The following is an 18,640-nucleotide window of genomic DNA, read 5'->3' as shown; positions in this document are numbered from 1 at the left end:
CCAATCGTTGCGCCGGACAAAGTCCTAGTATTTTTGTCGGGAAAGATTCTCGTCGGGCTCGTCGTCGATTCGCGCCTTGAGCCAGCGATAGCTGCGTTTTTCCACCCATTCGTAGCTCAACCAGGAGCCGACGCCGATGGCCAGCGCACACACGACAAACATCAAATACGGGTTGATGCCGTAGCGTCGCGCGATAAATCCACCCACCGACAGCACCAGAACGTGCATCAAGTACACCGAATACGAGCAATCGCCGAGCAGCTTGAGCACACGACTGCGCTCGACATAACGCTCAAGCGAGATACACGCCATCACCAGCACCGCACTCGGCACCCCCCAATTGAGCAGCCTCGGCGCCGGTGCCAAATGATAAATCGCCAGCAACGCCACGACGATGGCCGCCAGTGGCAGCCACAGTCCCGCACCGATCCAGCCCCGGCGATAGAGCATGCCGATGCCGATCCCCAGCAGAAACTCATAGACAATGTCCGAACGGTAAAACTCGCTTATCCAGCCAAACCCGGTCCACGCCTGACTCACTGCGAACAGCAATGCCGCGACCACCAGCAGGCGCACCTGCAAGCGGAACAGCAACGCCCAGGCAAACAGCACGTAAAACAGGATTTCGTAATTCAGCGTCCAGCCGACATTCAGCGTCGGATAGAAGCCGTAGCCGCCGGGGTTTTCCGTAGGAATGAACAGCAACGACAACAGCAGATGACCCCAGTCCACCGTTTGATCCGGCAGCAACGGCTGGGCGAACACCACCAGCACCGCCATCAACAGCGTGTACAGCCAATACGCCGGGACGATGCGAAACAGGCGGTACAGCAGAAAGCGCGTCGGCGGCAGCGGTTTGTTTTCGGTCGAGAGGAAAATCACCAGACCGCTGATGACGAAGAAGATATCGACGCCCACCGCGCCCTTGTCGATGAACAGCTGCCCGATGGGCCCACGTGCCTGAAAGTCGAAGAATATCTGCATGAAGTGATGGCAGACCACCGTCCACGCGGCAAGCGCACGCAGGGCTTGCACTGAAATCAACATCACCTGCTCCCGATCACAATTGCAAAAACACCACTTCACCCTGTGGGAGCGAGCCTGCTCGCGAAAGCGACGGTACGTTCAATGTATTCGGTGCCTGACACTCCGCCTTCGCGAGCAGGCTCGCTCCCACAGGGGATTTGTGTGTTACCTGAAGCTGTGACAGTCGGCCTGTTTCAAATGATCAAAGATTCTCGTAGCGGTTCATGTCCAGCACGCCCTCTTCCACCGGATCGGTTTCGTGGATGTACTGACTCAAATCGTGGAAATAGAACCAGAATTGCGGATGACTGCGGCGAATCCCCCAGCGTTCGACGATTTTCTCGAAACGATTGGCATCCTTGGCGTTTTCCATCGCATCGACAAACGCCGGCACCTGATCGGCCGGGACGTTGAAGATGAAGTTCGGATAACTGCTGAGTACGCCCGGATAAATCGTGAGCGTGTCCAGTCCTGGTTGATAGCGCAGCGATTCACCGAGCAGGAACGCCACGTTGCTGTGTGCACGATTGCGCAGCAGGCTGTAGACCTCGCGTTTGCCGCTGGCAGTTTCAATGCGCAGCATCGTCGCTTCCGGCAACTGCTCGATCACCTTCAAACCGGCCGCCGGACGTGAGGTCAGGCGACTCAAGGCCTGTTCGGCATTTTGCAGCCCTGGGTCGATATTCGGCCGCGAGCAATAAGCGCCATCGCAGCGATTGATCGGATCGGGCCGCGCATTGAGATCGCCGTAACGCGCCAGTAATTGCATGGCGAAGTCGTATTTCGGGTCTTTCTCGTCGAGTTTCAGCGCAGTCGGTTTGTCGTCGTCAATCGCCTCGTAATCGAGCCACATCTTGAACTGGCCACCGCTCTGATACCAATCGTCGAGGTAATCCTCGCGGGAATCGGCGGGCATCAGGCGCAGGAAGTTCTGCTCGGCGCCGTTGCGGATCAGATCGAAATACAGACGGGTTTGCGCCTGATGCGAGACGTTGCCGAATACATCGAAGTTGACTGCCAACTGGTAATAGGTGCGTTCCAGCAGCGGATAGTCGAACAGCCACATGGTTTGCGGCACTTCACCGATCAGGCCTTTGGTCACTGAAGCGCTGTCGAAGTGGCGGAAAATGCTCAGCAGAGCGTTGTCGTTGCCGGCCCACAGCGTCGACCAGCTCGGCGCGGGCACATCGGCGTAGCTGTCGCGGCGCAGGGCCTCGTACTCATTACGTTTGTTGCGATAGTTGTGCCACAGACTCAACACACTGCCGACATCGTCGTTCTGCCCCGGCATGGCCAGCAACGGTGTGGCCTGACCGCGATAATTCGGGTCGGTGATATAGAGGTCGTGTTCCGGTGCCTGGAACAGTGCCCAGAAGTTGTCGCGGATCACGTCGGTCGCAATCTGCCCCCGGCACACCGGGCCGCGAATAAACGTGCGGACGAAGTATTCGGCGTTGTCGAGCATGAACTGGTAACGCGCCTGCGCCGGAATCGCTTCGAACGTCGCGAATGGATTGGCACGGCTCTGCGGGCCGTAACCGGGCAACGCATTGACCTGCCAGTTGCCGCTGTAGAACAGGCTTTTCACCCGCGCCATCTTCGCCGCGCTCAGCGGGTAGGTGATGTGGGTTTTATGCACAATCACGCCCTGCACCGGCCACAAGCGGTAATACACCTGAGTGCCCGGATCGTCGTTGGGACGACGGGTGGCGATCAGGTCGATCGGCTGACCGCTTGGTGTACGTGATCGCACCCACTGGAAATAATGCCCTGGCTCGCCGTCCTTGAAGTAGATGTGCGCGAGGTACCAGTGCTCGTACAACCAGCGGCCGACCAGACTTTGCCGGGCGCCGGGGGTGTTGAGCAGGTTTTCCCACTGGACGATCTGCAGCGCCTCTTTCGCGCTCGGCGCCAGGCCTTGTTCGTCAATCGGCGCACCCGAGGCCAGCCAGCGCTGCAGCGTCTGATATTGCTGATCGGTCAGCCCGGTCACCGCCAGTGGCATGCCCTCTTTCGGATGGGCACCGGCGTAGCCTTCAAACTCGGCGGGCAGCGAGCACATGTTCTCGCGGTTCAGGCCCAGCACAATCTCTTCCGGGAGTTTGGCGTTCGGCGTCAATGGCGTTTTATGCCCCAGCTCGAGCATGCGCGCCATCAGCGCCGCCTGACTGCCCTGCGCATCGAGCACCGAATAGAAGTCTTTCTGCTGCCAGGCACGTTTGCCGAAGGCGTCGTAGAACAGCCGAGTGGTCGGTGCCGCTTGTGTGCGCTCGCCGTCATAGACCGGCATCTTGCTCGCGCCACGGGCCGCGCCCTCGCCACTGCCCAGGTTCAACTGGCAGGCCGAGTCGTAGCAGGCATGGCAGGCCACGCACTTCTCGGTGAAGATCGGTTGGATATCACGGCTGTATGAGATCGTGGGCTCTTGCGCAACGGCGCCCCAGCTTAAGAACAGCAAAACCATGCTGATGACGCGGTACGACATGCCCTTGATCCCGATCCTGAAAAAAACGCCGCGAGTCTACAGTATGACGCTCGTACCAACATGAACGATATTCATGCAAAAGCCCCACATGCTCTAAAAGCGCACAGGTTTGCTATGATCCCGCTCCTTCGTAATGGTCTTTCCGAGTAGTCCAAATGTCCGATCGCAGCGTCCGCCTTCAAGCTCTCAAGCAAGCTCTCAAAGAGCGCATCCTGATACTCGACGGCGGTATGGGCACGATGATCCAGAGCTACAAGCTCGAAGAGCAGGATTATCGCGGCAAACGCTTCGCGGACTGGCCGAGTGACGTCAAGGGCAACAACGACCTGCTGGTGATCACCCGTCCGGACGTGATCGGCGGCATCGAGAAAGCCTACCTGGATGCCGGCGCCGATATCCTCGAAACCAACACCTTCAACGCTACGCGCATTTCCATGGCCGACTACGGTATGGAAGAGCTGGCCTACGAGTTAAACGTAGAAGGCGCACGTCTGGCCCGCAAGGTCGCCGACGCCAAGACCGCCGAGAACCCGGCCAAGCCGCGTTTCGTCGCCGGCGTGCTCGGTCCGACCAGCCGCACCTGTTCGCTGTCGCCGGACGTCAACAACCCCGGCTATCGCAACGTCACCTTCGATGAGCTGGTGGAGAACTACACCGAAGCCACCAAAGGCCTGATCGAGGGCGGCGCCGACCTGATCCTGATCGAAACCATCTTCGACACCCTCAACGCCAAAGCGGCGATCTTCGCTGTGCAAGGCGTGTTCGAAGAGCTGCACATCGAACTGCCGATCATGATTTCCGGGACCATCACCGACGCTTCCGGCCGCACCCTGTCGGGCCAGACCACCGAAGCGTTCTGGAACTCGGTGGCGCACGCCAAGCCAATCTCCGTCGGCCTCAACTGCGCGCTCGGCGCCAGTGAACTGCGTCCGTACCTGGAAGAGCTGTCGAACAAGGCCAGCACCCACGTTTCCGCGCACCCGAACGCCGGCCTGCCGAACGAATTCGGCGAGTACGACGAACTGCCGTCGGAAACCGCCAAGGTCATCGAAGAATTCGCCCAGAGCGGCTTCCTCAACATCGTCGGCGGTTGCTGTGGCACCACGCCGGGGCACATCGAAGCCATCGCCAAAGCCGTCGCCGGTTACGCACCGCGGCAGATTCCGGACATCCCCAAGGCGTGCCGCCTCTCGGGTCTGGAGCCGTTCACCATCGATCGCAACTCGCTGTTCGTTAACGTCGGCGAGCGCACCAACATTACCGGCTCGGCGAAATTCGCCCGGCTGATCCGTGAAGACAACTACACCGAAGCGCTGGAAGTCGCCCTGCAACAGGTCGAGGCCGGCGCCCAGGTGATCGACATCAACATGGACGAAGGCATGCTCGATTCGAAGAAGGCCATGGTGACCTTCCTCAATCTGATCGCCGGTGAACCGGACATCTCCCGCGTGCCAATCATGATCGACTCGTCGAAATGGGAAGTCATCGAAGCCGGCCTCAAGTGCATTCAGGGCAAGGGCATCGTCAACTCGATCAGCATGAAAGAAGGCGTCGAGCAGTTCATCCATCACGCCAAATTGTGCAAGCGCTACGGCGCTGCGGTGGTGGTGATGGCGTTCGACGAAGCCGGCCAGGCCGACACCGAAGCGCGCAAGAAAGAAATCTGCAAACGCTCCTACGACATTCTGGTCAACGAAGTCGGCTTCCCGCCGGAAGACATCATCTTCGACCCGAACATCTTTGCCGTCGCCACCGGCATCGAAGAACACAACAACTACGCTGTGGACTTCATCAACGCCTGTGCCTACATCCGCGACGAACTGCCGTATGCGCTGACCTCGGGCGGCGTGTCCAACGTGTCGTTCTCGTTCCGTGGCAACAATCCGGTGCGTGAAGCAATTCACTCGGTGTTCCTGCTGTACGCGATCCGCGCAGGCCTGACCATGGGCATCGTCAACGCCGGGCAGCTGGAGATCTACGACCAGATCCCGCAGGAACTGCGCGATGCCGTGGAAGACGTGATCCTCAACCGCACCCCGGAAGGCACCGACGCCCTCCTCGCCATCGCCGACAAGTACAAGGGCGACGGCAGCGTCAAGGAAGCCGAGACCGAAGAGTGGCGCAGCTGGGAGGTCAACAAGCGTCTGGAGCATGCGCTGGTCAAGGGCATCACCACGCACATCGTTGAAGACACCGAAGAGTCGCGCCAGTCGTTCGCCCGCCCGATCGAGGTGATCGAAGGCCCGCTGATGTCCGGCATGAACATCGTCGGCGACCTGTTCGGCGCCGGCAAAATGTTCCTGCCGCAAGTGGTGAAATCCGCCCGTGTGATGAAGCAGGCCGTGGCCCACCTGATCCCGTTCATCGAACTGGAAAAAGGCGACAAGCCGGAAGCCAAGGGCAAGATCCTCATGGCCACCGTAAAAGGCGACGTGCACGACATCGGCAAGAACATCGTTGGCGTGGTACTCGGTTGCAACGGCTATGACATCGTCGACCTCGGCGTGATGGTCCCGGCGGAGAAGATCCTGCAGGTAGCCAAAGAGCAGAAGTGCGACATCATCGGTCTCTCTGGTCTGATCACACCGTCGCTGGATGAAATGGTCCACGTCGCTCGCGAGATGCAGCGTCAGGACTTCCATCTGCCGCTGATGATCGGTGGCGCAACCACCTCCAAAGCGCACACGGCAGTGAAGATCGAGCCGAAGTACAGCAACGATGCCGTGGTCTACGTGACCGACGCCTCCCGTGCGGTAGGTGTAGCAACCCAGTTGCTGTCCAAGGAACTGAAGGCCGGTTTCGTCGAGAAGACGCGTCTGGAATACGTCGATGTGCGCGAACGCACCTCGAATCGCAGTGCCCGTACCGAGCGCCTGAGCTACGCCGCCGCGATTGCCAAGAAGCCGCAGTTCGACTGGGCGGCGTACCAGCCGGTCAAACCGAGCTTCACCGGCAGCAAGGTGCTGGACAACATCGATCTCAAGGTTCTGGCCGAATACATCGACTGGACGCCGTTCTTCATCTCCTGGGATTTGGCCGGCAAGTTCCCGCGCATCCTTGAAGACGAAGTGGTCGGTGAAGCCGCCACCGCGCTGTACAAGGACGCGCAAGAGATGCTCGCCAAACTGATCGACGAGAAGCTGATCAGCGCCCGTGCGGTGTTCGGTTTCTGGCCGGCCAATCAGGTGCATGACGACGACATCGAACTGTACGGCGATGACGGCCAGCCATTGGCCAAACTGCATCACCTGCGCCAGCAGATCATCAAGACCGACGGCAAACCAAACTTCTCGCTGGCCGACTTCGTGGCGCCGAAGGACAGCGAAGTGACCGACTACGTCGGTGGTTTCATCACCACCGCCGGCATCGGCGCCGAAGAAGTCGCCAAGGCTTATCAGGACGCTGGCGACGACTACAATTCGATCATGGTCAAAGCCTTGGCCGACCGTCTGGCCGAAGCTTGCGCCGAATGGCTGCACCAGCAGGTGCGTAAAGAGCACTGGGGTTATGCCAAGGGTGAAACCCTCGACAACGAAGCGCTGATCAAAGAGCAATACAGCGGCATCCGCCCTGCTCCGGGTTACCCGGCGTGCCCGGATCACACCGAGAAGGCGGCGTTGTTTGCCCTGCTCGATCCGGAAGCTGAAGAGATGCGCGCTGGTCGCAGCGGAGTGTTCCTCACCGAGCACTACGCGATGTTCCCGGCGGCTGCCGTCAGCGGCTGGTACTTCGCCCATCCGCAGGCGCAGTACTTTGCCGTGGGCAAGATCGACAAGGATCAGGTCGCCAGCTACACCTCGCGTAAAGGCCAGGAGTTGAGCGTGACCGAGCGCTGGCTGGCACCGAACCTCGGCTACGACAACTGAAACCCGCCAAGGACCTGGGCGCTCAGCCCCAGGTCCGTTCAGTCACTCATTGGCGTCTTGAGGGCCCCGGTTGCGGTGACGATGGCGCGGGGGGTGCATCGATAACCACCGTCGCCAGCTTTTGCAGTTCCGTTCGGGACAGCTCCTTCAGCCTGTCGGCGCGTGCCAGCGCCAACTCGATCTCCAGCAGGTTCATGGCCTGCAGATAGCGTTCGCGTGACGCGTCATCGCCGTGTTTGTCCGGATGGGCGTCCTCGACCTCTTCCAGGCGTTGTGTGGCGTTGCGTTCCAGTTCGTCGAAAACGTCAGGGTAAATATCTTTCAGGTAACGACTCCAGTAATCCCGCGAGATCAGGTCGTCGAGGAACAGGCTGGACGCCTCATCCGCCAACACCGCAGCCCGAGCATCGATCAAGCGCTGCCCGCTGATCGGCGTGTCGTACAGCGCGTGTTCCGGCTGGCCCGGCAACTCCAGCCCGTCCGGCCAGCCGCGAGTCATGCCGATCCGGTAGCGCAGGCGGATTTGCGCCCGGTCCTGATGGCGTCCGGCAGCTTCTGCCAACCTGTCGACCCGCTCCAGTCGAAACAGCCGTCGAGTCAGATCGAGCAAGGCCCGTCCGCGAAGGTCCGGGCGGTCGTGCGGAATATCGCGCAGCGCGGTGTATTCATAAGCGCGCACCTCCAGCTCGCTGAACGTCAGAATTCGGCCATCCGGACACGCACCGTGCGTCTCGGCGTTGTGGAACATCAATTCGCGCAGTTCGCTGTTTTCACTGGCAGCCTCCATGACACGCCACAACCTTTGGGTCAGATCGGCGCGCGCAAGGCGAAAGTCTTGGGCATAACGCAACAGGTAGATCAGCTGAAAAAAACGCTCGTGATTCGGTTCTTCCGCCAACCGCGTCCAAAGGGTTGTTCGCGTGGTGGCCAATGCCGACGGAGCACCCGCAAGCCAGGGATTCAATGCTTCAGGCGATATAGCCAGAGCCGGATTAAAGAGCGGTTCAACGGGCGCCACCACGGCATGTATATCAATGCCGACAGCTCCCTCGGCAGAACCGTTGCTGTCACTGCCCGCCTCTGAAAAACCGCTTTCGTCGATGCCAAAGACTTGCGCGTCGATCATGCCGTCAATGTCCTCGCGCGCAATGCCCAATAGCTCCGGAGCGTGGTTGACGCGGCTGTGGAACCTGAGTCGCTGCAACGCGTGAAGTGACAGTTCCGTGTTCTCCGACAAGTCTGTGCCCGCGATCAGTTGCGCGTGACTACCGTCGAAGATTTCATCGGGAATGTCGGTGATGTCGTTGCCACTGAGGTTCAACGTCCGCAGGTTTGGCGCCTCCAGTACAGCGCCGGGCCAATCAATCAGCTCGTTGAAGCGCAGATCAAGCGTTTCGACAGCAGCTAATCCCGGCGGGTTGAATACCTGAAGATCGTTATAACTGAGGTCGAGCCAGCGCAACCGGGTACTAGCGAGCAACGGATAGACGCTGGTGGCGCTGGACAGCTCGCAATACTGCATTTCCAGGCGCTCCAGCTGACTCATGTGCAGTAACGGCTGGGGAACACCCATCAGCTGATTGCCACTGAGCCTCAACGTTCTGAGATTGGCAAAGGCTTGCAGAAAACCGGATGCGCCGGCGGTGGTCATACCCACACCGCTCAGATCCAGCGCGGTGACGCTCGCAAGCGGCACCATCAGGCTTGGCAAATCGCCGGTCTGCAAGCCCTCAAGGCTGAGCGTCAGCCCTTCTGCACCGGGGCTATGTCCGAGTCCCGCAAGCCAGGCATCGCGGATACGTACCGCAGCGCGGGAACGGCTTTGCGCAGACACTCGGCGCTCGCCCGTGGACACACCCCGCGTAAACAGCCAGCCGTTCAACTGCCGGATCAGTCCTTCGCAAGCCTGATGCCATTGAGCGATTTGCGCGGGTTCGGGAAGCGCCATTAACAGGCTCCTCAACGACCAGCCCGACTGGCTCGGCAAAGTGTTGTCAGGGACGGGCTCCTCGGCAAAACGCGCGAGTGAGCCTTCGGGTAACACGACGTCGTGTTCGATGCGCTGTAACGCGGCGTTCAGGGCAGCCTCACCGGCAGGACTGAACGCATTGCCGCGCAGATTGACTTTCATCAGCGCGTGCGGATCGGCCAAGACTTGTGGCGAGAGCGCGGCGATCGCGTTGTCACGCAAGTCGAGCCAGTACAACTGCTCAAGACGCTCGGCACCGGCAGGCCAGGCTTGCAAGCGCGTCGCTCTGAGGTTCAGCGCCTGAAGCTGGCTGAAGGCACTTGCATCCAGTTGGCCCAGCGGGTTGGCTTGCAGGTTCAGGCTTCTGAGTCGCTGCAGACCATTGAATTGCGCCTGCACCGCCGGGGTGACCACGATGCTGTTGGCCGATACGTCGAGTTGCATCAACGCTGGCAGATCAGCAGCGGCAAACGGTAACTCAGTGAAATTGTTCCCCGTCATGACCAGCGTTTCGGTCGCACTGAACCCCCGGATAAAGGCCCGCGCCTGCCCGACGGGAACATCCAGCTGCCCCAGACGCAGTGTGCGGATGTGGGCAAAGCTACCGGCGGGCAAGGGAGGCAATTCGATGATTTGCTCCATGCCTGCCTGCTCAACCAGCCCCACTCTCGATACCGGCAATTCAAACGTGGCAATGTCGCCGGGCACGCCATAACGTTGGCGGATGGCGGCATTCCAGCTTTGCTTGAGGGCGCGTAAAGTCGCCGCGTTGCGCCCCGTTGCCCATTGCCAGCGGAGCCCTGTAAAGCGCATCGCCTGCGGATGGGTCGGCATATGAAATCGGGCAAAGATTGCGTCGTGCTCAGCCCTGAGTCGGGCAATCGCCGTCATTCGCGCCTCGGGCGTTGTCCATGCGGCATCGAAGCTTGCCGGTAAGGGATCGTGCGGATCGGGCAAGGTCGCCATGAAGTCCAGCTCCGCCCGGCAATACTGGCTGACCATCTGATTCAGATCGACCAGATGGCCGAGCTCACCGGAGTAGTTGCGGACATATTCGTAAGCACGCATGAACTGCGCCGGAGCCAGCGCCGCCCAGTCCAGCGACAAACCGGCCCAGAGCCGCTCTTGTCCGCTATACAGGGATTCGGGCAGCGCGCGGATTGCGCTGTGCGTCAGATCCAGACGTTGCAGTTGCGCAAGCCCCTCGACGTACGCCGGCCATTGCCATAACGCATAGGGCGCGTCGATGCGCAAGGTACGCAAGTGCCGCAAAGGGCTCAGATCCAGCGCATGCAGGCTTCTGGCATCGAAGCCGGCATAGTCGAGGTGCAGCGTTTCCAGCGACGTAAGCGTGCCCAGCGTTGCCGGAAAATCCGCCGCCAGTACCGGCGCATGGGTGGAAAAGCGCAGGCTGACAAGCCGGGGCAACCGGGCGACCGCCGACGGCACTGACGTGAGCGGACGGGTTCTGGACGACAGGTATTCGAGACCGCGTTCAAGGTTGCCTATCGACAGATGAGTCACCTCGGGAAACTGCGCCAGAAAGGCATTCGCATTAGCGTCCGTCAAGCCGCTGCCAGCCACCGACAGCTCGCGTATGTGAACAAAAGAAGTGTTCAGCTCTGGCAACGGCGCATCACACACCAGCGACAAGCGTGCCGCGTCCGCAACCTGCGCGGCGAGTGGTGCGTTGCGCCAGGCGTCCCGGACGGCCTGGGCAAACCGCAATCTGCCCTGCGCGGCCTCGCTGCCGGACGGACCGGCCTGCCACTGGTCAAGCGCAGCGTTGAGCCCTTCCCACTCACGTCGGCGCGTCTGCAGCACCGAGTAGATTTGCTGGTCAGTCCGGCCACGTTGCTGCTGGAGAAATGCCTCTGCCTGTTGCGGCCCCGGATAGAGGTCCATCACCCGTACCCAAAGCGAGGGACGCAGGCCGGAGCCTCGCCCACTCGCGTAATAGCCCTTCAGCGTGGCGCCAACTCGGCTCGGCGCTTTGAACCGCTTGGCCTGTGGCGCCAGCAATTGCGCAACGCCCTCACGGTGCTTGAGCGCAGACTCGATAACCTTGCGCTGCAACTGATGACTTCGGCTGCCATCGCTCAAGCCCATCGCGGCAGCATCGTCATCGGGCAGCACGCGCATGATCGCGCGGTAAAAGCTGTCAGCCGGTCTGGGCGTGCTGTTCAGCGGCTGCCCTCGGTCGTCGAAGGCCTGATAAAACGGCCCGTCCTTGATCAGATAGGTTCGGTTGGCCGCGGAGTTTTCACCGAGGCTGTCGAGCAACGCGCCAGTCGGACTGCCCTCGCGAATCTCCAGGCGTAACGACTGCGGCCAGCCCGGCAACTGTGACATCGCGTGCAAAGCGAGGCGGCGGCTATCCGCCGACGCAAGGTTTTCGCTGTGCAAACCGGCAAATGCGCGAGTCTGGCGACCGCGACCGGCATGCCAGCGCGCCTCTTCAAGCAGGTTCAGCGGTGCCCGTTTGATGGTGTCCAGACGCACCAGCTCCGCCGGTGTGGCGTGATCGAGCACATCCTGCGCGGCAGCCTCGCTCAGACCAGGCGTTTCGCGTCGCAGGATACGCAGGCGAACACTGTCCGGCTCACTGCTGCGGTACAGGCTGTCAACAATTGAAGCCTGGCGCGTATAAACATGCTCCGCCAACTGCCGGCCGAACGCCTCGGGCCTCGCTACGCGAAATTGCGCGGTGGCCCTGCCAAGCAAATAGTTGATCTCGTTCTCGTCCAGTGCCGCAAGAATCCGCTCAGGCATTTCCCCATTCAGCACCTGTGCGCGCGTGAGCTGGATCGCTGGTTTGGTGCTGACGCCGGGCACTGCTTTTTCGCTGCCATAGCCAATCGCCGGCCCCGACAGCTCGGGGCCGGCGAAGACCTCCAATACCCGATCGTACGGCCAGCGCGGCATGTGCGTGACCTGCGGTAAAGCAAGCAAATAACGATCATCAATCGGTGTCGCACCGCGCAATTGCTCGATCATTTGCGCGACCTGCGCATCGGCTTTGAACAAACGCAGGGCGTCGCGCAATTCGGGCGGCGCGCACGCGTGATCCAGGTGCATCTTGCGTAAGCTGTTTTCGCTGACGCCGCTGACATCGGCCAGCGTCAGCAACGTTTCATCGGACAGCCCATCGGTGACATGCCCCATGCGCCGCAACAGCGTCAGGCGATTCCAGCTCATCGGTTGTTCCAGCGTATGGCGCCAGGCACCCTGGCCATTGTGTTGCAGCACTGGTTGGTAAGCGTTGGGCGCACCGGGATGTTTGATCCGCCACTGCGCGGTGCCCGGATCGACAATCAGCTCGTAGACCTTTTCGCCCTGACGCAGATACGTTTTGCCGTTGAGTTGATAGCGGCCCAGCTGATCCGGGCCGGTCGCGGCGCTTAAGCTGATGTCTTGCTCATAGCCGCCCAGGTCTGCTTTCCACAGGCGTGTTTCGCCGTTGGGCAAGGTCACCGGGTGCAAGTCCTCGATCACCGGTTCCGGCTTGACCGCCGTGAGCTTGCTGAGCCCAGCCCCGGCAGCGCTCATTACGCCGATGAGGGCGAGGTTTTCCGCGACATCGATCAAATGCGCCTTGGCAGCGTGCTTGTCGCCCTCACTCCATTCGAGCGCGCCCTCGAAGGTTTCGTACAGCAATTGCCCCGCCATGATCGCCAACATGACCTCGCCGAGAACCGGCACGAACATGGACACCAGGTTGAGCGCCAGCAGCCCGACTTGCAGCAGGGCCGCAAGCTTTGCATCGCGCACCTTGGCGTCGATGTCACTCGACGGCACCGCATGACTACGGGCATCGGCCAGCGCTTTGTCGCGATGTCGCTCATACAGCCTGGCCCAGAGGTCGCTGTTTTCAGCCCATGGATCGTGTTCGTCTCGCGCAATGATCGAAACGCCAATATAGGGATCAGGATCCGGCTGCATTTCCGGGTGTTCGGGTGGCAATTCCCGGAAATCGACAAAAGCCGACAGCAAGCCGAAGGCCGCTGGAATTCTGCGCCAGGACGACGAAATGACACTCGGCGGTGAATCGCCAGACTCGCGCACGAACTGACTGAAATAGTAAGGGCGCTGGTCGTAAGGCAGGAACTGGCTGAAGAACCGCTGGTAAGGCGTCGGCTCGGCACTCTGCGCGGTTTGTGCATCCCGGGCAGTCAACCGGTGCTTGAACGTCTCCTCCATTTGCGTCCCGGTGTAGCGCTTCAGCGGATGCTCAGGATCATTGGGCACGTAGACAATGACCGCTTCAGGGGCCCGACGCCTCTGGCCGATAGCAAAAGCGACGCAGCCGGTCAGTCTGTGTCGCATCAGGCCCAGATCATGAAACCAGACCTGTCTGCCGCGCACTTCAGGATGTTTTTCACCGGCGATGACCGAGAGGATCATCGCGTGATCTTCCGGCCGAATATCCTTGGTCAGCAACGCTTGCTCGGCCGCCGCCCGCATGGCGGCTTTCTGGCTGGCAATGAACTGCGTGCGTAATGTCTTTGCCAGGTCTGGGTCCGCAGTGTGGAAAAACGCCTTGAGATACGCCTGGTACTTCGCGCCAAGGTCCAGATGACGGCACAAACGCAGAAACTCCATGACGCTCAGGTTGACCGTTACCGGGGCAAAAGTACCGACCGTGGTGGTTTCTTCCTCAAAACCCGAACTGTCGTGAAAGGCACCGGGCAGGCATTCGCGGATTTCGAAATTGTGCAGTGCAGCCTGAAGCATCGTCAGGTTCAAGACTTCGAATGAGCCGATTTCCACACTGAAAATACTCACGGCCAAAGAACGCCTGAGGCTGAGGAAAGTCTTGTCGACATCGACAGTGATCTTGTAGTGCTCGTGCAGCGCTTGCGTCAGTAGCGGCCGGGCAAACGCGTCGATGTCCTTGAGCGGGGACATTGTTTTGTCCAGTGCAGACTGGGCCATGACACTGTCCCTGAAACTGCTGTCCAGCGCCTGGCGTTGCTGCGACGACGCTTGTCTGTACCAGGCCGGAATCACTGGCCTGGCCTGTTTGATCTCATTCTTCCTTTGCGCAGCAGCGTCGACCAGCCATTGCGCAACCGCGCCTTCGAGATACTCAGCGTGGAGACTGCCCGTGACCACAGGTTTGGCCGGTTTGTCGTTGACCTGCTGGGGGCTGGAATCGGGGGACATACATCGCTCCTGTAAATGGAGCGTCAGCAGACCATCCCGGGCGAACGACTCTGCGGTACATAGTTATCGCGCCATGACGCAGTTGTAACGATATGTCTGGGCGGCCACCTCAGGCGCATGCGCGTATTTTGACTATGCTTGTGAGGCACGATTTTCGAAGAGGGATTTATGGACGATCCAGTCGACAACAAGCCACCGACCTTCTGGCAGATGCTGCACAGCGTGATGGCTGCGGCATTCGGTGTGCAGAGCGGCAAGAACCGGGCAAGGGACTTCACCCATGGCAAGCCCAGCCATTTCGTCATCCTGGGCATTCTCTTCACTGCGGTGTTTGCGCTGGCATTGTTTGCCATCGTCAAACTGGTGCTGCATTTCGCCGGGGTCTGACGCGGTCAGCGCATCAGCGTCTGCAAGTTGAACGGGTAGCGGTAGGAATCCGGCTGCCCCTTGGCTGAGAGCTTGCGGAAATTCACGCCGTAGTTCGGCGACTTGCCCATGGCCAGCATTTGTCGGGCATGCTGTTTGTCGATCAATTGCAGCAAGGGAATCTGTCGGTCGCGGCCACCGTAACGATCCAGTTCGACGCCTTGCGCAACGTCATGCACCTCGACCAACGCCCAGCCACCCAGGGTGAAATGCCCGCCAACCAATGCGCTCAGGCGTCCGTCGACCAATGCCTGCAAGGCTGCCGGTGAGGTGTTGACCGCGCTGAACAATGCATCTTTGCCGGGGACTTTGCCCGTCTCGGCATACGCACGCATCGCGCCGAAGGCCATTTCATCATTGGCCGACCACACCAGCGACACCTTCGGGTAACGGGCGAACAGCTGTTTGGCCTGCTCATAGGCGCGTTCTTGCGTCCAGCCGCTGTAAACCAGCTGTCGCAAGCGAGTCTGTGGATGTTCGGCCAACGCCCGCTGCATGCCGCGCTCGCGCAGTTGCGCCGAAGGGGTGACCTTCAGCCCGGAAAACGCCAACACTTCAATCGGCTCAGTGCCTGCCGCAGCCGGATGCAGGCGGATCAACTCCTTCATCATCAAGTAGCCGCCCTCCTCGTCATTCGGCACCAGACTGCCTATGCGATCGTCACGCTCGCCGACCAGCGCCTGTTGGTCAGGTGTCAGCACGGCGTTGACCATGAAGAGCTTCACGCCGCTGTTCTCGGCCAGGCGCAGGATTTGCGGGGCGACGTATTGTTCGTTGACGAAAATCAGGTAGTCGGGACGATTCGGCCCCTGCAACGCCAGGCGTGCCTGCGCCAAGGTCAATTCGGGCTGGCGCTGGGAATAGCGGATGTGCAGATCGATACCCAGATCCCGGGCGGCCGCCTGCATGAATTGCGAATAACTGACCCAGAAGGTTTCCTGCGTCGAGCCCGGATTCAGAAACAGCACAGACTCGGCCCGCGCGCCGCTCTGGAACAGCGCACCGAACAACAGAAGACTGATGTGGAAGAGCTTGAACATGAAACATCCGGGCCCAAGGAAAAATGGCCGCGCATTATAGCCATCGATCCACCGGCTATTGATGCCTGATCCCGTTTTTGTCCGACAATTCGTCGGGTGCGGGCCCGGATGGGTCGTTTACTGATGGCTGACCCAGAATACCGCTGTTCCTACTACGAGAATGATCAGGAACAAAATGGCCCACGCATCGACACTGCTGTCGCTTTTTCTTGCCTTGGTCGGGTTGCTCATTGCATCGCCTCTTGTCGGTTTTATCGGTGATTGCAGAAAGACTCGACCACAGTTAAGACGATGATTGTCCGCACGACAAATGTGGGTTAGTTGACAGCCATTCTCGTTAGGCGATTTGGTTCTTTCCATATACTCAAACATCACTTTTGCGCATAACTGCAAACAGGTATATTGCCCCGGCTCCCTTAGGGAGCGCGCGGCCGTGCGCGCAGAATTGCAGAGGCACCATCGGACTTCAGCAAGCGAAAACGCAGCGTTTTCCGAGCAGCCCAAAGCCTGAGAACAGGACTTATATGTACGTATACGACGAGTACGATCAGCGGATCATCGAGGACCGCGTCAAGCAGTTCCGTGATCAGACCCGACGCTATCTGGCAGGTGAGCTGAGCGAAGAAGAATTCCGCCCCCTGCGCCTGCAAAATGGCCTCTACATCCAGCGCTTCGCGCCGATGTTGCGTGTGGCGGTGCCTTACGGCCAGCTGACTTCGCGTCAGACGCGCATGATGGCCAAGATTGCCCGCGACTACGACAAGGGCTACGCCCACATCAGTACGCGGCAGAACGTGCAGTTCAACTGGCCGGCGGTGGAAGACATCCCGGACATTCTGGCTGAACTGGCCACCGTGCAAATGCACGCGATCCAGACCAGCGGCAACTGCCTGCGCAACGTCACCACCGACCAGTTCGCCGGCGTCGCCGCCGACGAAGTGATCGACCCGCGCCCATGGTGCGAAATCGTCCGTCAGTGGACCACGTTCCACCCGGAATTCGCCTACCTCCCGCGTAAATTCAAGATCGCCGTCAACGGTTCGACCGCTGACCGTGCCGCCATTGAAGTCCACGACATTGGCCTTGAGCCGGTGCACAACGCTGCCGGCGAGCTCGGCTTCCGCGTTCTGGTCGGTGGTGGCCTCGGTCGTACGCCGGTGGTTGGCGCGTTCATCAACGAGTTCCTGCCGTGGCAGGACCTGCTGAGCTACCTCGACGCCATCCTGCGCGTGTACAACCGCTACGGCCGTCGCGACAACAAATACAAGGCGCGGATCAAGATCCTCGTCAAAGCCCTCACGCCTGAAGTGTTTGCGCAGAAAGTCGATGCGGAAATGGAACACCTGCGCGGTGGCCAGACCACACTGACCGACGCCGAACTGCAGCGCGTGGCCAAGCACTTCGTCGACCCGGACTACAAAGCGCTGGAAAACCAGACCGCGCAACTCGGCGATCTCGACAAAGAGCATCCGGGTTTCGCTCGCTGGCGCACCCGCAACACCCTGGCGCACAAAAAGCCGGGTTATGTCGCCGTGACCCTGTCGCTGAAGCCGACCGGCGTTGCCCCGGGCGACATCACTGACAAGCAGCTCGATGCCGTCGCCGATCTGGCCGACCGCTACAGCTTCGGTCAGCTGCGCACCTCGCACGAGCAGAACATTATTCTTGCCGACGTCGAGCAAAGCCAACTGTTCACCCTCTGGGGCGAACTGCGTGAAGGCGGTTTCGCCACGCCGAACATCGGCCTGCTGACCGACATCATCTGCTGCCCTGGCGGTGATTTCTGCTCGCTGGCCAACGCCAAGTCGATCCCGATTGCCGAATCGATCCAGCGCCGCTTCGATGATCTCGACTACCTGTTCGACATCGGTGAGCTGGACCTGAACATCTCCGGTTGCATGAACGCCTGCGGTCACCACCATGTCGGCCACATCGGCATCCTCGGCGTCGACAAGAAAGGCGAAGAGTTCTATCAGGTCTCCCTCGGCGGCAGTGCCAGCCGTGATGCGAGCCTGGGCAAGATCCTCGGCCCGTCCTTCGCTCAGGAAGCCATGCCTGACGTGATCTCGAAGCTGATCGACGTGTACGTTGAACAACGTACCGAAGACGAGCGCTTCATCGACACCTACCAGCGTATTGGCATCGACCTCTTCAAGGAACGCGTCTATGCAGCGAATCATTAAGAACAACGAGGTCGTCGACGAAACCTGGCACTTGCTGCCCAAGGATTTCAACATCGACGAGATCAGCAACTGCGACGATCTGATCGTGCCGCTGCAACTGTGGCGCGAACACAGCCGCATGCTCAAGGCTCGCGACGGCGGTCTGGGTGTGTGGCTGGACGCCGACGAAGAAGCCGAAGAAATCGGTGAAGACGTCGCCGAGTTTCAGGTGATTGCCTTGAACTTCCCGGCGTTCACCGACGGCCGCAACTACTCCAACGCCCGTCTGCTGCGTGACCGTTACGGTTTCAAAGGTGAACTGCGGGCGATTGGCGACGTGCTGCGTGATCAGCTGTTCTACATGCACCGCTGTGGCTTCGACGCCTTCGCCGTGCGCGCCGATAAAGACCCGTACGAAGCCCTTGAAGGTCTCAAGGACTTCTCGGTGACCTATCAGGCCGCCACCGACGAGCCACTGCCGCTGTTCCGTCGCCGCTAAG

General features: G+C 60.2%; 8 protein-coding genes. 4 read left to right on the top strand and 4 right to left on the bottom strand.

Features of this window, described 5'->3' with window-relative positions; translation table 11 throughout:
* Window positions 1–24: 24 nt before the first annotated feature.
* Together AB4N44_RS00350 and AB4N44_RS00345 are read right to left on the bottom strand one after the other, a co-directional pair.
* Window positions 25–1,047, bottom strand: coding sequence for an acyltransferase family protein (locus AB4N44_RS00350; RefSeq protein ID WP_460110745.1), 1,023 nt, complete (start codon window positions 1,045–1,047; stop codon window positions 25–27).
* A 181-nt stretch (window positions 1,048–1,228) separates the two neighbouring features.
* The gene (locus AB4N44_RS00345) at window positions 1,229–3,511 is read right to left on the bottom strand and encodes a fatty acid cis/trans isomerase (RefSeq protein ID WP_150774539.1); all 2,283 of its coding nucleotides are present in this window, start codon (window positions 3,509–3,511) and stop codon (window positions 1,229–1,231) included.
* A 155-nt stretch (window positions 3,512–3,666) separates the two neighbouring features.
* Between AB4N44_RS00345 and metH the strand changes: the two genes are divergently transcribed.
* Window positions 3,667–7,377, top strand: a complete 3,711-nt coding sequence (metH, locus tag AB4N44_RS00340) for a methionine synthase (RefSeq protein WP_460110747.1) — start codon at window positions 3,667–3,669, stop codon at window positions 7,375–7,377.
* A gap of 46 nt (window positions 7,378–7,423) precedes the next feature.
* Here metH and AB4N44_RS00335 read toward each other — a convergent pair whose 3' ends face one another.
* The gene (locus tag AB4N44_RS00335) at window positions 7,424–14,512 is read right to left on the bottom strand and encodes a dermonecrotic toxin domain-containing protein (protein WP_460110749.1); all 7,089 of its coding nucleotides are present in this window, start codon (window positions 14,510–14,512) and stop codon (window positions 7,424–7,426) included.
* Between the two features lie 168 nt (window positions 14,513–14,680).
* Between AB4N44_RS00335 and AB4N44_RS00330 the strand changes: the two genes are divergently transcribed.
* Window positions 14,681–14,899, top strand: a complete 219-nt coding sequence (locus tag AB4N44_RS00330) for a DUF2970 domain-containing protein (protein ID WP_127927077.1) — start codon at window positions 14,681–14,683, stop codon at window positions 14,897–14,899.
* A gap of 5 nt (window positions 14,900–14,904) precedes the next feature.
* Here the strand turns inward: AB4N44_RS00330 and AB4N44_RS00325 are convergent, their stop codons facing one another.
* Window positions 14,905–15,978, bottom strand: coding sequence for an ABC transporter substrate-binding protein (locus tag AB4N44_RS00325; protein ID WP_460110751.1), 1,074 nt, complete (start codon window positions 15,976–15,978; stop codon window positions 14,905–14,907).
* 524 nt (window positions 15,979–16,502) lie between these two features.
* Between AB4N44_RS00325 and AB4N44_RS00320 the strand changes: the two genes are divergently transcribed.
* A complete protein-coding gene (locus tag AB4N44_RS00320) occupies window positions 16,503–18,161 on the top strand; it encodes a nitrite/sulfite reductase (RefSeq protein WP_316918211.1) in 1,659 nt (552 codons plus the stop codon).
* Window positions 18,145–18,639: a DUF934 domain-containing protein gene (locus AB4N44_RS00315; protein WP_007912572.1), complete on the top strand. Its 495-nt coding sequence runs from the start codon at window positions 18,145–18,147 to the stop codon at window positions 18,637–18,639. The genes AB4N44_RS00320 and AB4N44_RS00315 overlap by 17 nt, the downstream gene beginning before the upstream one ends.
* Window position 18,640 lies beyond the last annotated feature (1 nt).

The organism is Pseudomonas sp. S3_C06 (assembly GCF_054667675.1).
The sequence above is the reverse complement of the archived record's forward strand: the minus strand, read 5'-3'. Positions and strand labels throughout refer to the sequence as shown.

What these genes read in the sequence shown, in the direction of transcription:
- AB4N44_RS00350 (WP_460110745.1), bottom strand. Translation starts at nt 1,047, where the DNA reads ATGTTGATTTCAGTGCAAGCCCTGCGTGCGCTTGCCGCGTGGACGGTG.
- AB4N44_RS00345 (WP_150774539.1), bottom strand. Translation starts at nt 3,511, where the DNA reads ATGTCGTACCGCGTCATCAGCATGGTTTTGCTGTTCTTAAGCTGGGGC.
- metH (WP_460110747.1), top strand. Translation starts at nt 3,667, where the DNA reads ATGTCCGATCGCAGCGTCCGCCTTCAAGCTCTCAAGCAAGCTCTCAAA.
- AB4N44_RS00335 (WP_460110749.1), bottom strand. Translation starts at nt 14,512, where the DNA reads ATGTCCCCCGATTCCAGCCCCCAGCAGGTCAACGACAAACCGGCCAAA.
- AB4N44_RS00330 (WP_127927077.1), top strand. Translation starts at nt 14,681, where the DNA reads ATGGACGATCCAGTCGACAACAAGCCACCGACCTTCTGGCAGATGCTG.
- AB4N44_RS00325 (WP_460110751.1), bottom strand. Translation starts at nt 15,978, where the DNA reads ATGTTCAAGCTCTTCCACATCAGTCTTCTGTTGTTCGGTGCGCTGTTC.
- AB4N44_RS00320 (WP_316918211.1), top strand. Translation starts at nt 16,503, where the DNA reads ATGTACGTATACGACGAGTACGATCAGCGGATCATCGAGGACCGCGTC.
- AB4N44_RS00315 (WP_007912572.1), top strand. Translation starts at nt 18,145, where the DNA reads ATGCAGCGAATCATTAAGAACAACGAGGTCGTCGACGAAACCTGGCAC.